Source organism: Vibrio sp. 1641, assembly GCF_033339995.1.
Lineage (GTDB): Bacteria > Pseudomonadota > Gammaproteobacteria > Enterobacterales > Vibrionaceae > Vibrio > Vibrio alginolyticus.
The window spans coordinates 61,439-76,344 of sequence record NZ_JAWOVP010000001.1; the positions used below are offsets into that span (position 1 = coordinate 61,439).

Genomic DNA, 14,906 nt, shown 5'->3' on the forward strand with positions numbered 1-14,906 from the left:
GATTTAACCTCTTAACGAGGAGAGCAACACCAGAGACGAAAAAGTCTGAGGTGTTACTTTCAAACCGAATTAGCGCAAAACGGAGCGAATCAATCAGTAAAAGTAAGGGTTACCAAGCACTATCGAGCAAACGGTCAAAACTACTGAAGACTTGCTCACACTTCATCACTCGACCATGCCCCTGACCTTGTGTTGTCACTAACTCAACGTTTTTAATCTCTTCAGCCGCTTTTGCCGAGACACTGTATTTGGTGAACTTGTCTTGCTCATCATGAATAATAATGGTGTGAGACGGACGCTCAGACAAACGCTTCATCGGATCAATGGACTGTAACGGATAACCAAATTGGTCTTCAACTTCTGAAACCACAGCATTAAAAAGCTTCATCGAGTAACCGGAACGTGCAATGCTACCGAATAAGTTCTCTACGTAATTTAATACCGGAGCAATAAGCAGCAAAGGCTTGTTTTCTAACTTACTGTGCCTACACTCAAGAGCAGAAGCGGTGCCCATGCTGTGCCCAACTAGGCCAACAATATCCTCGACCGTATCCAACACATCTTCTAATCCTCTGACAAACCCCGGAATGTGCCCATACTGCCCCTCACTCTCACCATGTGCCGGATGATCGTACGCCAAAGCAGTAAACCCTTTCGACGCAATATGTTCCATCAGTGGATAAAACTGACTTGCCGTTCCAGACCAACCATGAGTTAGCACCCAAATAGGTCCAGATCCCAAAGTATAGGTTTTGATGATGCCTGCATGCCCTTTAATTTCACCTTTGATAAGCCCTTGAGGTTCAATATTTTTAGGTTGCGTACGAGCAGGTGTCAGAAGAAGCTTGCGCGCGGTCTTCTTTGCATGTGACGGGGCCAGTGTATGGTGTAACCGAGTACTAATGTTCACCAAACTGCGCTTAATACTGAAACGTTGCGATGTATTAAAGTAAATTTTTTCACTCATAATCATGTCCTTAACTATCAGCTTTGCACAAAATAGAACGGTCGTGCTTTTTACGCTGATAAGAAAGAGCGAACTCAGCCGCTCTTTGTGATTTTATGTCTACGAATCTGGGAAGCGAATAACCGATATTAGCCTTTCCAGCGAGAAAATAAGTTGTCGATCCCTTGCCAAAACAGACGCAAGCTTTCTTGCTCACCTTTAATTGAGTAAAAAACATGCGCACTCAAATAGAGACCGTACAAATCAAACGTTGCTTGGCGTGTATCTAAGTCTGCTGCAAATTCTTGCTTCTCTTTGCCTTTCGCTATTTGGATCTCCAAATAACTCAGCCAAGTGTCTATGGATTTACGCAGTCCGGCCTGAAGCGGGCAATCTTTATCTGCCGTATCATTCCAAGCGTCAAGAAACATACAACTTCCTTGGAATGCGTGATTCCAAGTCATCCAAGAGTCGAGCAACCCTCGAATTTTACGCTCGATATTGCCATCCCCGAGTTCTCGAGCAGGCTCAATAACCCGATCAGCGAACACTTTATTGGCGTGATCAAGCACCGATAGCTGTAAATTCAACTTCGAATTAAAGTGGGCAAACAGACCACTTTTCGACATACCGCATTGCTTGGCTAACTCTCCAATCGTAAGACTTTCTAATCCGTCTTCGCTGGCGATCTCAAAAGCCCGCTGCAGAATAAACTCTTTTGTCACTTTTCCTTTTTGCATAATCTTATTTTTAGCACGATCGTTCTTTTTTGCAATCTCGAGTTAACTGGTCTAACCATTATTCAGTGCTATTTTCGACTCACGAATCAGGTATTGATTGCGTTAATAGGTTAATAATTAAGAAGTTTGAAGTAAGTCTTAATTTTCGAAACAGCTTCAATGTAAGCGCAAGTCTGTTGACTTTTTCACGTATTACTTCAGTAACAACCTGCTATTTTCACCTAAGTTTTTTATTTAGGTAAACAATGTAATGGCAAAGAAACAAAAAATAGCCAGCTTAGAGTTTGCACGTATCATTGCGATGCTTGCGATTGTGGGTTTGCATTGCCAGATGGCACTGACGTACTGGCAGTGGAATGGGATACCATGGGTTGGCTATATGCTCAACCAACTGGCTCGTTTTGCTGTTCCGCTGTTCTTTCTCATCTCGGGTTATCTAATCCAGCCGAAGTTGAGTCACTCACCTATCGATACTCTTAAGAACTACGCCAAACCGTTAATGAAGGTTTGGCTCATTTGGAGCATGATCAGTTTACTGATGCCATTCCAATGGCAGACAGTCGCTGAGGCAGGGTATCTCGCCGAAAGGCAAGGTTATTGGGGGTACTTAATGTCAACCCCGATCAATTCACTCATCGAAGGCGGACTCGTTCATCTGTGGTTTATTCCGGCTCTGGTCATTGCCGTAGCGTTAATTGCCTTTCTCGTGCATATCAATATGGCGCAAATGATACTGCCAACTGCAGTATTGCTATACATATACGGGGTCTTTGCTGGCAGTTACGCGACCATTACCGACCTGCCAGCGCCTTTCTTTACTCGTAATGGGCCTTTTTTCAGCACGTTGCTAGTTGTTCTGGGTTATTTCGCACGAGAAGCGCAGTGGCGGTGGTCGCGAAACAATACGGTTCGATGCATTATTCTTGGCATGGCACTGCATTTTGGTGAAGCTTACTGGCTGATGCAACATGACATCGCTTTCAACTCGCACGACTTCCTATTCGGTACCGTTATCTGGGCTTTAGGTGTCTTTATGTGGTTTTTGGCTCACCCTCATTTTGGCGACATGCCTTGGATCTTCAAACTATCTCCTAGCGTGTTAGGGATATATGTTAGCCATCTGCTTATCATAATTGTCATGATGAATGTCGCTGGATTTATCGGGCTGCAACACCTCGCGAAAGATGTGTTTATTTATCCTGCAACGATTGTTGCAACCATACTGCTTGTGAAAGCAATCGACGCTTCACCGTTGAAAAAATGGCTCCTACGCTAAATGCATTCAGCTCTAGATATAGCTAGCTTTAACTCAAAAGGATTAGAGCTAGCCAGTTAAAAATGAGATTTCTCTCTCACTGACCAATTTTTGACTTTCTAATCCTTCAGAATTTGCTTTCACTCACAAAAAACATTGTTCATTTCCTTTAAATTGACTCGACTATTACAACATTGCTCATTAAACGGAGGCTGTATGTGGGCAGGTCAAGGACTCGTTCCTTTTTTAGAGATTAGTCACTGGTTAACTTACGGTTTATATGCCGCTGCGGTTTTATTCGGCGCAGCAAGCATTGCGTCACTCAGAAAATAGTGGCGCACACTATCATTTCCTAACTCCTACTGTTAATTCGAGCTCTCTCACAACTAACTCATTCATTTGTGGCTAATATTTCTCCAACCAGACAAAGGAGAAATGTCTATGCCAATCTATCCAATTGTGGCTTTCTGCTGTTTGTTGTTCTCTAGCGCCACCTTTGCTGCATCAACCAATGAACTGAACCTTGTTAATTCTGGTGTCGGTTACGCGGCTCTGATTATCTTTTCGATCGCTTACATACTGGTTATGTTGGAAGAGTATCTGAAAATGAGAAAATCCAAGCCAGTGCTGCTCGCTGCAGGATTAATTTGGATTCTGATTGGCTACACCTTTGCTCAACACAACCAGCCTGAAATCGCCAAATCCGCACTAGAACACAACTTGTTGGAATATGCCGAGTTGCTGCTGTTTTTGCTCGTGGCGATGACCTACATCAACGCAATGGAAGAACGCAAACTCTTCGACGCCTTACAAGCGTGGATGGTCGGTAAAGGTTTTGGATTCAAAAAGTTGTTCTGGCTGACGGGGTTTCTCGCTTTTGTCATTTCACCGATTGCCGATAACTTAACTACGGCCCTATTGATGTGCGCTGTAGTGATGAAAGTCTCTGGTGATAATCCTAAGTTCGTCAATCTTGCTTGTATCAACATTGTTATCGCAGCCAACGCTGGCGGTGCATTCAGCCCATTTGGGGATATTACAACCCTGATGGTGTGGCAAGCCGGTCATGTCAGCTTTGCTGAGTTCATTCCGTTGTTTGTACCGTCATTGGTGAACTACTTGGTTCCCGCGTTTTTGATGTCACTGTTTGTTCCAAACACAAAACCGAATACGATTCACCAACACGTTGAGCTAAAACGCGGGGCAAGGCGTATTGTCGCATTATTCATTCTGACTATTGCCACTGCGGTCTCTTTCCATGCTGTGCTGCACTTCCCACCCGTTATGGGCATGATGATGGGCTTGGCGTACTTACAGTTTTTCGGATATTTTTTGCGCCAAACTCTCAAACACTCACTCGCAAAAAAAGCAGCTATGGCAATTGCCAATGGCGATGATCATGCATTGAAGCGCTTAGGCTCAGTGGTTCCGTTTGATGTGTTTCATCGTGTGTCTCGAGCCGAATGGGACACCTTGTTGTTCTTCTATGGTGTTGTGATGTGTGTTGGCGGTTTAAGTTTACTTGGCTACCTCGAACTGGTTTCAAACGTCATGTACACGCAATGGAACCCAGTCTGGGCAAACGTAATGGTTGGTGTCCTATCTGCAATCGTCGATAACATTCCGGTTATGTTTGCTGTACTGACCATGGAACCAAACATGTCGATGGGCAACTGGCTACTGGTCACATTAACCGCAGGTGTCGGGGGCAGTTTGCTTTCCATCGGATCCGCGGCAGGCGTCGCTTTAATGGGAGCCGCGCGTGGGCAATACACCTTCTTTGGCCACTTAAAGTGGGCTCCCGTCATCGCCTTGGGTTATGCCGCCAGTATTGCGGTACACTTGTGGATGAATAGCGGTTTATTTACTTAAAAGCACCGACAATCAGGTGCTTAACTTGCAACACAACCTAGCGGTCGGATGGATGGTTAACGCCATCCATCACTTCAATCGCTCCCAACTCATATGGGTTGACGCCCTCTAAGCAGCCGACATTATAGCCATACTCACTCGGGTCAGAACGACGCTGATGGTGCGTATAAATTCCGCACTCGCCACAGAAAAAGTGCTTCGCAGTGTGTGTATTAAATTGATACTGCTTCAAGACGTCTTCGCCTTGCACAATACGAATACCGTTCAAAGGTACAGACGCGACAATCGCGCCACGACGTCGACACATAGAACAGTCACACCGTCTCGGTTTCTCAATACCATTGGGTAACGCCAGTTCCAACTCAACTTTTCCACAGTGACAACTCAGTCGATGTAATGTGTTGATTTGGGTGTTGCCAACTTTCTTAATCATAACTTTTCCTTGTTGTTTTTCTATCTGTGTACATTATGTTAAACAGGTTAATATCATCATAATCTCGTCCAAAAACTCGACATCCATCACTTTTCGCGACATTTTATTGGCCGATTTGTTAGTTGCTATTTTGGCGACTGTCTATCGCGTCCGTGAGACGTGTTATCTCCGGCGCGGTTTTTAAACCAAGGAAATTAATTTATGGACAAAGATCATAGCCTAAGAGAGAACCTCTTGGCTCTGACGCTCGGCAGTGCGTTGGTGTCACTTGGGGTGATATTTTTTAGCAAAGTAGGATTGCTCACTGGCGGTACGGCTGGTTTGGCGATCTTCCTAACCAAAGTGAGTGACTTCAGTTTTGGTCAGATATTTTTCGCTCTTAACCTCCCTTTTTATATTTTATCTGTGATGCGCATGGGTTGGCGCTTCACTATCAATACCTTTATTGCGGTTTCGATTGTCTCTTTTGCGGTCGATCATCTGCATCATGTGATTGAGATTTCACGAATCGAACCTTTCTATGCGGCACTTTTGGGTGGTGGACTGATTGGAATCGGCATGTTGGTAATTTTCCGTCACAAAATGAGTTTGGGTGGCTTTAACATTCTCGCGTTGTACCTTCAGGAACGTTTTGGAGTTCGAGCGGGTAAAGTTCAAATGGCGTTAGATTGTGCCATCGTGGTGATGTCACTGTTCATTGTAGATGTGCACCTTATCGCTCTATCTGTTCTAGGTGCCATCGCAACGAACTTGATTTTGGCGATGAACCATAAACCAGGACGATACCAAGCAAAAGCGCAAGCAGCATAATCATCGCTGCATAGTCAACAACCTTAAAGCCCCCAGCCAGTCGCTCGGGGCTTTTTTCATTCAACGCTAAGATCACGTCAACGAGCTCGTTTTGCAGTGCTGCTGCATCTCTTCATCCAATTTAGCTTTATATTTCTGGCTAAGATGGAAGTGTACTTGCATCAACAAGTCATGTGCGTGGAACAGCTCAAACGCGTCGCTACCATTTTGCTGACAAATAGCCTCACAGCGCTCAGCATGCACTTTGGCTTCTTGCGGTTTATCCGCTTTAAGCAAGCTCATCGCTAAGCGATACTCTGCGCGCTCTTCTTGCATCCACCCCCCTGCCACTTTCCAATAGTCTAGCGCGAGTGTCGCTGCTTCTAACATCTTCGATTTTTCCATGCACGTGCGCTCAGCCAGCGCTTCGTACTGACATGCTAAGTTGTTCGCAGTGATCGCGATAGCGCGCGCTAATGGCCCTTCTGCATCGTTCGGCGTCATTCCTAACGCTGCCTTCACCAACCATTGACTCGCCAGTTCAAGCTGAACAAGTGCAGAAAGTTCATTCGAAATCAAAGCGTAAACTCGGCGTTGTTCTTGCTCTTCCAATAATTCCATATTGTCAGTGCCATCTACGAAGTAGCGCGCAACGGCAATACTGCGTTGAAATGCCAAACTCTCGGCAACCTTGCGTTCATCAAAGTGATCTAAACAAGTAAGAAACTGTTCTGGGCACTGGAGATGCCCAATAGCGGTATGCAGCATCAATGCGAATATTCGCTCGATTTGGGTAACGTCTTCCACCTCGCTCAGAGCCGTTTCTAGCTGAGCATAAATTTGTTCGGGATTGTCCTCATGATGCTGCCAACACTCACTCATGAAGGCATCAAAATCCGTTTTGAAAGGCATGTCCTTATTGTCCTTTTTCTGTTCGTATAACGAATATGAAACCCTACACTATCGTTACCCCTGTGTAGCACGCTTAATCCCAATATGAGAATCGCTTCACTTAAAGCGGTGTACCTTGCTCCAGCGCGAGCAAACGTTGCTTGCGCTCCACTCCACCTGCATATCCAGTCAGTTTTCCGCTTTTGCCAATAACGCGATGACAAGGTACCACGATAGAAATCGGATTCTTCCCATTTGCTAACCCAACAGCACGCACAGCTTTAGGGTTACCTATCGCATTCGCAAGATCTTGATAGCTCCACGTTTCCCCATATGGAATGGTCGTTAGTGCCTGCCAAACTTGATTTTGAAAATCAGTGCCTGTCGCTGCAAGGGGCAAGTCGAATTCGTTGCGCAGACCAGCAAAGTATTCATCCAGTTGGGTGACAGCTTGGCGCAAAACCGGATGCTGCTCGTCTCGCACTCCCAGCTCACTAGGCTTAGTGGTGCATGTTTCAAACCAAATGCCAAGCAAGCCCTCAGCGTTCGATTGGATAGTCACCGTTCCTAGTGGACTCTGAATTTCGGTATAAAATGTTTTCATGATTGATTCCATAAGTGAAACGTCGCGTAGCTTCCCCAAGGGGCCGCAGTGTGCGTATTCAGTGATGGGTAACGCTGCATCGCCTTTTTCACCACTAAGTCTTTATCTAGAAAGCAATCGGGTTGAGATTGCCCTCGCAGTTGAGCATAACTGACGGTCCAAGGTCCAATGCCTTTCAAAGCTAGCCACTGCTGGGGGTCAGCTTCTGAGTTGTCCTGCATAAACTGGGCGAAGCGCACTAGCGTCTCTTTACGGCTTTGCGGCATGCGCAAAAAGCTCACGTCGGCGTTCGCAATATCACTGGGAGTCGGGAAAAAACGTTTTTCTGACTCTCCACTAAGTGTGGCCACCAATAAGTTAAGTTGACCAATCGCAGCTTTAACCGACACTTGCTGGCCTAAAATCGCTCTAACCCCTGCTTCCCATGCATTCCATACACCAGGAATACGAATACCTTTACTCGACACGAGCCCAGGCGCAACATACTCCAAATGCTGCTCAACAGTACAAATATCAGCGTCAAGATCGAACATACGACGAATGTCAGACACCAAGTTTTGCAGCTTCGTTACGTCTTCAATTTCAAACGCCAGTTCTAAGTATCCTTCACCTTTTGTCGCTTTAAACCAGGCTTTGCTGTTATCCAAAAAAACGTTGCGCTGATAACTCTCATCACTCACCAGCTCAACCCCCTCAACCGCTCGCAAACGATAGAAGCCCAACATGTGCGACCAATTCAACTCACCTCGATAAGGTAAGGCAATTCGATTGCAACCCGCACCATCAAACTCTTTACGGCGTACTTGAGAAGGCGTTAGTTTGAGAAACTTTTGAAAAGCATCGTTAAAGCGGCGCGTACTGTTAAAACCTGATGCAAACCCCACGTCGGTGACCGACATAGAGCTGGAGTGAAGCAACTGTTTGGCGAACATTAGTTGCTGATATTGCGCATACTGCTTGGGTGACATACCTAGATACTGCTCAAACAACATACGTAAGTAACGGTCAGAAATCCCAACACGCTCAGCCAACTCAGACACCGAATGGTGATGCAACTCCCCTCTATCAATTAACGAAATCGCTCGTTGAAAGGTCGTCTCGACACCTTTCCATGCCCAAGATCCAGGCGCGCTGTCAGGTCGACAACGTAAACACGGACGGTACCCTGCTTGAAGGGCTTGCGTCTTATCAGCGAAATACTCAACATTTTCTTCTTTAGGCAAATTTGCCGGGCAAATCGGACGACAAAAGATTCCCGTTGTTTTTACCGCCACATAAAATCGCCCATCAAAACGGCTGTCTCGCGCGACTCGCGCCTTGTGACACTGCTCGAAGGTCAGTGAGGTATGAGGGTGAATAAACATAGTGCTTTCCTTGCTCATGCCTTTTGTCATTTATTGTTCATAGGCATCGTTCAATATAGTGTTATTGTAGCTTGCTTAAGTGCCCACAATTAGCCATTTTCGGAACTCAATATTGAGATTTATTGGCATTAGCGCTTTTGTACACTAAAGTTAGATCCAGAACATCACAACAACGTCGGCTAAAGGGAATTGGCATGGACTTACATACTTGCGTAATTGTATTAAGAAACCAAAAGGTTATTACCAGTAAATCCGTAGATCATTCTATTGGAATTATCGAACGAGACTCAGATAACGAGATCTCAGAAATTCAGATTAATGCGACGGATGGACGTAATATTCGGACTTATCACTACAACAATGTAGAGGAGTCATTAGAGAGCTTAATGAACCTCTGACGGTTTTCTTTAACACACCTTTCTCCCTTGTTAAAAGCGAAAGCAATAGAGCACAGTACATGTGCTCTTTTTTTGTTTAACAGCAAAAATGTTTATCGAAAATAATGACAGACCTTGATTTTAAACAGAACATAATAGGCAAATATAAACCCAAAAAACTTTACAAGATATTGATTTAAAATAATAAAAACCACTTATTCAATTTTTTAGAATGAGTTTATCAAAATCCTCCCGTTATTTTTATGTTCGCCTCTACCTAAACTGTTCTCAACAGCACGGGAGCACACGCTTCCCACTCATTGAAAAGAGTCAGAGGACAGAATCATGAAAGCACTATTACAGAAAATTACCACATCAAACGCAGGTTACAGCGCACTATCACTTCGCGTTCCAATCGGCATTATCTTTATGGCGCACGGCGCACAAAAACTATTTGGCTGGTTTGGTGGCTACGGGCTAGAAGGCACAGGTCAGTGGATGGCATCTATCGGTTTAGGTCCTGGCTTGCTCATGGCGTTACTTGCGGGCAGCGCAGAGTTCTTTGGCGGCTTGTTCATTTTACTTGGTCTGCTAACTCGACCAGCAGCGGTTGCTTTGGCGTTCACGATGGTGGTAGCGATATTCTCTGTCCACTTTGAAAATGGCCTGTTCATGGCAAACAACGGTTACGAGTTTGGCTTGGCATTACTGGCAGCGAGCGTTTCTCTGGCGTTCTCTGGCGCAGGTAAAGCAGCGTTAGATAACTTTTTAAACAAAAAGCTCTCTTAAGGAGGCCTTATGATTACGGTAAGACATGCAGCAGACCGAGGTCGAGCAAACTTTGGCTGGCTTGATAGCAAACATACGTTTTCTTTTGGTAGCTACTACGATCCTCAACATATGGGCTTTTCTGAGCTGAGAGTCATTAATGACGATGTAGTCAAGCCTGGCGCGGGTTTTGATACACATGGCCACCGTGATATGGAGATCATCAGCTATGTGTTGGAAGGTGTTATCGCACACAAAGACAGTGAAGGTAACGTCAAAACACTACCTGCAGGTGAATTCCAACTCATGTCGGCAGGGAAAGGGATTTACCACAGTGAGTACAATGCGTCGAACCAAGATACGCTGCGGTTTCTACAGATTTGGATTCAACCAAACGCATTTGGAACCAAACCAGGTTATCAGCAAAAAGATTTTGGGCGCAATCCTGGGTTAACGACTATCGCAACTCCAACTGGAGAAAACGGCACGCTACTTATTAAGCAAGATGCGACTTTGCATCAGTTAATTCTTGAGCCAAGTAGCGAACTAAACTTTGAGATTGAGTCGGGCCGAAATCTATTCATCCATCAAGTGACAGGCAGCCTTAGTGTCGACAATACCACTTTGACGGCTGGCGACGGCGCGAAGATTGAACACCAAAGTAAGGTTGTTTTGCGCAATACATCAAACGAAAGCACAACAGCCCTGTTGTTTGACTTACCATAACTATCGATTCATCGAGATAAAAACAAAGCCGCCTTGATTTCTCAAGGCGGCTTTTTCGTTTTTCTGACTTTTCATTCAACGCTATTCGTCGGAAGTGCCAGAACCAATTTGCTGAAAACTGTAAGCGGTCAGTGGATCGATCTCTTTGACAATTTCTTCCACTTGCTTAATCGCGTCTACAGACGAGCTAGCTTTACGATAGCTCAAATAGATAGGGCGACACCAATCTTCTACTCCAGACACCTTGTGAAGCTGCCCATTAGCGATAAATGGCTCCACGAGAGAGATTGGTAAGTACGCGGCTCCACCCTTCTCTAAAATAAAGTCCAATGCGATACGCGCTGTTGAAGTGCGTAAATATGGAGCCGGAATCTTAGGGTGACGTTCAGAATGCTCCGAGGAGAAACGCGTCCCCCAGTCAACGTACACATATTTGTTTTCGAAAACGGTGTCTAAAGAATCTTTCTCAGTTGATACCAGAACGAGAACAACATCTGCCACTTTTTTACAGTTAAGCTCATCAGCTTTGATCTGATCGAACGCAAATGCCATATCTAACGTGCGCTCTAGCAAGCTACGACTGAGCATCTCACGTCCCATCACTTCTGCCATGAAGCCATAACCACCAAACGAATCTGTGACGACACTTAAACAATTCTGTAAATAAGCGTCCCAAATGTTTGGCGTGCCACCTAACGTTAGTTGCAGCGCTTTGCCATCTTCAAGCGATAATTCTAGCTTCGCTTGTTGCAATGTAGTGACCATTACCTCGGCATAGCTGATTAAGCGCTCACCTGCAGAGGTCAACTTTATGTTATTTCGATCACGAATAAACAATTGCGTATCGAAGTAACTTTCCAATTGTTTGATACGTGCGCTCACAGCGGCTTGGGTAATATAAAGGTTCTCAGCAGCACGTCCGAAGTGACGAACTCTTGCCAGCTCTAAAAATGTTCGAAAGACTTTTACATCCATAAACCATCTCCTGGTTAATATAAAACCAGATTAACAACTAATTAAAATCATGACGACAAAAAAGTTTTGTTTTTCTTTTGTTAGATTTAAGCCTAATTTTCGCCGTAAGTTCACTACATTCATCAATAACGGTTACAGAGGCTGTTGACATGTCTGACACTGAATTCCGTCATGGCAAAAAACGTTTTTACGATAACGTAAAATTCCCACGCGGCTTTGCAAAGTCTGGCGATTTTACTCTTTCAGAAGAGGAAATCCTAACAATTTATGGGGATACAATGCTTGGCTTAGAGTCAGGCGAATTAACACCTGAAAACAGCGAAGAGAAACACTTCATCAAGGTGTTAGAAAACCCGGGCAAAGCAAAAACAAAACTTGAGCGTACGTGGCTAAAGTACACCCAACTTGCTCGTGGTCGCAAGCGCTTCCATACGCTAAATGGTCGTAACAAGCCTGACGCCACAGAAGAATACATTGAAGAGAGTTTGGTTGAAGACGATTAATAACCAATAACCTAGTTCTCGCCTTTTTCTAGCAGTAGGCGAAAGCTCGTTTGACTTTACTGAGCGAGCAAGACAAGCTCATTTCTTCTCCTAAAGCCCAAGGGGGCATTCTCCCAAGGGCTTTTTTAATATTTGGGTGATGACCGTTTACTTGGCGAGCGTCGCAATCTTTTTCAGAAAGCTCTCTTTCAAATGCTCTTGGTCATATTCCAAGTGATAGGTGTTGTGGAAGCCAATTTTTAGCTCAACACCATTCCCTCTCAAGAAAACGTTGTACCCATCGTAGTCAGAAAACGCTTCTACACCTTCATACATTTTACCAAATTCGGTTGGTGTACCGTTGTTCATCACACATTCGTAAGCCTGTAGTACTTTGCTCGGATCTAACTCATTTTTCATACCGAATTCCTCACTGGTTTACACATTTCAATTATGGTTAAAGAATGAGCGCCATGCCATATCTAACCCATAATATTTGAAGTTCGTGTGCGATTTCGCACTCTGTAGGTTGTTAAAAAACAAGGTTAAGTGCGAAGGCAGAACTTAATTTAGATCATAAATTTTATCTATTGATTCGTCAGTTTCATAATGCAATTTCTTTGTAAAAAATCGTCTTATAAAAGCATTTAGATATAAAAATCGTCGACAAAACCAACATTGGTTAAAGAAAAAGCAAAATTTTGACCTAAAACAATAGCAGTTCGCCATTACTTATTTTATAATGCGAATTAATGTTTCAGTACATCGTCAATTCCAATAACTAGGGGCACAAAATGAGACTTATCCCGTTAACTCGAGCAGCACAAGTAGGTAAGTGGGCAGCTGCGCATATCGCTAAGCGTATCAACGACTTTAAACCTACTGCTGAGCGTCCATTCGTTCTGGGTCTACCAACTGGTGGCACTCCTCTAGCAACCTACAAAGCCCTAATCGAGCTTTACCAAGCCGGCGAAGTCAGCTTCAAAAACGTCGTGACTTTTAACATGGATGAGTACATTGGCATCCCTGCGGATCACCCAGAATCTTACCGCTCGTTCATGTACAACAACTTCTTTAATCACATTGATATTCAAGAAGAAAATATCAACCTACTGAACGGTAACACAGACGATCACGACGCAGAATGTAAGCGTTACGAAGACAAAATTAAGTCTTACGGCAAGATCAACCTGTTCATGGGCGGCGTGGGTAACGACGGTCACATCGCGTTCAACGAGCCAGCGTCATCTCTTTCTTCTCGTACTCGCATCAAGACCCTCACTGAAGACACTCGCATTGCGAACTCTCGCTTCTTTGACGGCGATATCAACCAAGTGCCTAAATACGCGCTGACTATCGGTGTTGGTACGCTTCTAGACTCAGAAGAAGTGATGATCTTGGTCACTGGTCATAACAAAGCTCAGGCACTTGAAGCAGCCGTGGAAGGTTGTGTAAACCATCTATGGACAGTTTCTGCTCTTCAGCTTCACCCTAAAGCGGTGATCGTATGCGACGAACCAGCTCAACAAGAACTGAAAGTGAAGACAGTGAAGTACTTCTCTGAGCTAGAAGCAGAAAACATCAAAGGCTTTTAACCCATAGGATTGCAGCCTAGAAATACACTAAAAATACAAAACCCGTGTTGAACACGGGTTTTTTCTTATCTGAACAGCGGGCTTAAGTCGTCAATAAGCTTTAATACCAAACTGACGAAGACGCTTAGGAAGCACTTCATCCAACTTGTCTAGTTCACTCGGTTCGACTTCGATAAGATTGAAATGATGCTGCTCATAAACAGTACGAATGGTCTCACGGTCGGCCTGAGCCATCTCCCCATCGTCACTTCCCCAAAATTGCAAATAGACTTTACCGCCTGGTAAGTAAAAATCGCTAGTGACATCTTGGTCAATCGGCAGCTGACGCTCATAAGCGTGCACTACACCAGCCAAGTACAGCCAGTTGTCAATGAGCAACTCACCCTTAGAGCGTACGTAATGCCCATCTAATGTTCGGTGCTTGGCTTCAAATTTTTGGCGAAAGCTTGAGTACGATTTATCCGTAGAATGTGACTCCGCGTCTTGCCCTAAAAACTCAATGACAGACTGCTTAAGACGCTTGTTACGCAGCACCACATCGTGCCATACGACAAAGGTATTTTGTGTTTCTTTATCGGCTCTTTGCTGCCCACCAGCGCGCACACCAGCTTCTGTGACACTCCATCCCTCTTCGGATTTGGTCAACCAACCCAGTTCACTCAAAAGCTGGTTCATGCGCTTCGCATTCAATTTCAGCTTTTCACCCAGTTGTGTAGCGCTCAATGTTTTCCCTGAGCTGGGAGTCAGCTCAATATGTAAGTTGGTCGGCCAGACGATGAACTGGCCAAATTTAGGGTGATCCACATACTCACCGCCAAACTTTGCCCCTTCTTCGGTCAAAATCCACTTTTCATCTTGGCGAACGATGTAGCCTGCACGTTTGAGATCGGCAAACAGCAGCTTAGCTTCTACCTTGCGCATTTTCGCTAATGCCGACGTCGATATTTTTTCAGACATGTGGGTACCTCATGCTGCTGCAAAATTGAACACTATATCGTCATAGTAACGCATTGATTTCACGGCTTGAAGTCAGGCAAACAAGATTTCGTGTTACAAATAGCAAAGCCAGCGTATAGATGCTGGTTTTGT

Annotated in this window: 17 protein-coding genes; 8 read left to right on the forward strand and 9 right to left on the reverse strand. The window is 44.7% G+C overall.

From position 1 onward, the window contains the following. Positions 1–109: 109 nt before the first annotated feature. Both R7Z47_RS00325 and R7Z47_RS00330 read right to left on the reverse strand, forming a co-directional pair. Positions 110–967: an alpha/beta hydrolase gene (locus tag R7Z47_RS00325; RefSeq protein WP_017633823.1), complete on the reverse strand. Its 858-nt coding sequence runs from the start codon at positions 965–967 to the stop codon at positions 110–112. Positions 968–1,095: 128 nt separating this feature from the next. Continuing rightward, positions 1,096–1,686 carry a TetR/AcrR family transcriptional regulator gene (locus R7Z47_RS00330; protein ID WP_005374416.1) on the reverse strand — a complete coding sequence of 197 codons (591 nt, stop codon included), beginning with the start codon at positions 1,684–1,686 and terminating at the stop codon, positions 1,096–1,098. A gap of 250 nt (positions 1,687–1,936) precedes the next feature. Here R7Z47_RS00330 and R7Z47_RS00335 point away from each other — a divergent pair, with 250 nt between their 5' ends. After that, positions 1,937–2,962, forward strand: coding sequence for an acyltransferase (locus R7Z47_RS00335; RefSeq protein WP_318129743.1), 1,026 nt, complete (start codon positions 1,937–1,939; stop codon positions 2,960–2,962). A 420-nt stretch (positions 2,963–3,382) separates the two neighbouring features. After that, on the forward strand, positions 3,383–4,813 hold the full coding sequence (nhaD, locus tag R7Z47_RS00340; RefSeq protein ID WP_213914700.1) for a sodium:proton antiporter NhaD: 1,431 nt from the start codon (positions 3,383–3,385) through the stop codon (positions 4,811–4,813). Positions 4,814–4,850: 37 nt separating this feature from the next. Here nhaD and R7Z47_RS00345 read toward each other — a convergent pair whose 3' ends face one another. Then, positions 4,851–5,246, reverse strand: a complete 396-nt coding sequence (locus tag R7Z47_RS00345; RefSeq protein ID WP_017821038.1) for a GFA family protein — start codon at positions 5,244–5,246, stop codon at positions 4,851–4,853. Positions 5,247–5,447: 201 nt separating this feature from the next. Between R7Z47_RS00345 and R7Z47_RS00350 the strand changes: the two genes are divergently transcribed. After that, positions 5,448–6,056 carry a YitT family protein gene (locus R7Z47_RS00350; RefSeq protein ID WP_005374427.1) on the forward strand — a complete coding sequence of 203 codons (609 nt, stop codon included), beginning with the start codon at positions 5,448–5,450 and terminating at the stop codon, positions 6,054–6,056. A 72-nt stretch (positions 6,057–6,128) separates the two neighbouring features. On the opposite strand, the gene R7Z47_RS00355 is transcribed toward R7Z47_RS00350, so the two are convergent. The 3 genes from R7Z47_RS00355 to R7Z47_RS00365 all read right to left on the reverse strand — a co-directional run bounded on the left by R7Z47_RS00355 (position 6,129) and on the right by R7Z47_RS00365 (position 8,894). Next, entirely contained in the window at positions 6,129–6,947 is an 819-nt protein-coding gene (locus R7Z47_RS00355; protein WP_213914701.1) for a hypothetical protein, read from the reverse strand. A 100-nt stretch (positions 6,948–7,047) separates the two neighbouring features. Beyond that, positions 7,048–7,530, reverse strand: coding sequence for a methylated-DNA--[protein]-cysteine S-methyltransferase (locus R7Z47_RS00360; RefSeq protein ID WP_115386892.1), 483 nt, complete (start codon positions 7,528–7,530; stop codon positions 7,048–7,050). Next, the gene (locus tag R7Z47_RS00365) at positions 7,527–8,894 is read right to left on the reverse strand and encodes an AlkA N-terminal domain-containing protein (protein WP_318129744.1); all 1,368 of its coding nucleotides are present in this window, start codon (positions 8,892–8,894) and stop codon (positions 7,527–7,529) included. The genes R7Z47_RS00360 and R7Z47_RS00365 overlap by 4 nt, the downstream gene beginning before the upstream one ends. 194 nt (positions 8,895–9,088) lie before the next feature. On the opposite strand from R7Z47_RS00365, the gene R7Z47_RS00370 reads away from it, so the two are divergent. From R7Z47_RS00370 to R7Z47_RS00380, 3 genes are all read left to right on the forward strand, one after another. Beyond that, positions 9,089–9,292, forward strand: coding sequence for a hypothetical protein (locus R7Z47_RS00370; RefSeq protein WP_017633816.1), 204 nt, complete (start codon positions 9,089–9,091; stop codon positions 9,290–9,292). A gap of 324 nt (positions 9,293–9,616) precedes the next feature. Continuing rightward, on the forward strand, positions 9,617–10,060 hold the full coding sequence (locus R7Z47_RS00375; RefSeq protein WP_064369535.1) for a DoxX family protein: 444 nt from the start codon (positions 9,617–9,619) through the stop codon (positions 10,058–10,060). Positions 10,061–10,069: 9 nt separating this feature from the next. After that, positions 10,070–10,765, forward strand: a complete 696-nt coding sequence (locus tag R7Z47_RS00380) for a pirin family protein (RefSeq protein WP_047102489.1) — start codon at positions 10,070–10,072, stop codon at positions 10,763–10,765. Positions 10,766–10,846: 81 nt separating this feature from the next. On the opposite strand, the gene R7Z47_RS00385 is transcribed toward R7Z47_RS00380, so the two are convergent. Then, the gene (locus tag R7Z47_RS00385; RefSeq protein WP_005374436.1) at positions 10,847–11,740 is read right to left on the reverse strand and encodes a LysR family transcriptional regulator; all 894 of its coding nucleotides are present in this window, start codon (positions 11,738–11,740) and stop codon (positions 10,847–10,849) included. 149 nt (positions 11,741–11,889) lie between these two features. On the opposite strand from R7Z47_RS00385, the gene R7Z47_RS00390 reads away from it, so the two are divergent. Continuing rightward, a complete protein-coding gene (locus R7Z47_RS00390) occupies positions 11,890–12,243 on the forward strand; it encodes a DUF413 domain-containing protein (RefSeq protein ID WP_005374439.1) in 354 nt (117 codons plus the stop codon). A gap of 147 nt (positions 12,244–12,390) precedes the next feature. Here R7Z47_RS00390 and R7Z47_RS00395 read toward each other — a convergent pair whose 3' ends face one another. After that, entirely contained in the window at positions 12,391–12,642 is a 252-nt protein-coding gene (locus R7Z47_RS00395; RefSeq protein WP_005374440.1) for a DUF3081 domain-containing protein, read from the reverse strand. A gap of 374 nt (positions 12,643–13,016) precedes the next feature. Here R7Z47_RS00395 and nagB point away from each other — a divergent pair, with 374 nt between their 5' ends. Next, the gene (gene nagB / locus R7Z47_RS00400; RefSeq protein WP_005374441.1) at positions 13,017–13,817 is read left to right on the forward strand and encodes a glucosamine-6-phosphate deaminase; all 801 of its coding nucleotides are present in this window, start codon (positions 13,017–13,019) and stop codon (positions 13,815–13,817) included. 90 nt (positions 13,818–13,907) lie between these two features. On the opposite strand, the gene R7Z47_RS00405 is transcribed toward nagB, so the two are convergent. Next, entirely contained in the window at positions 13,908–14,774 is an 867-nt protein-coding gene (locus R7Z47_RS00405) for a glycerol kinase (protein ID WP_154204109.1), read from the reverse strand. Positions 14,775–14,906: the final 132 nt, after the last annotated feature.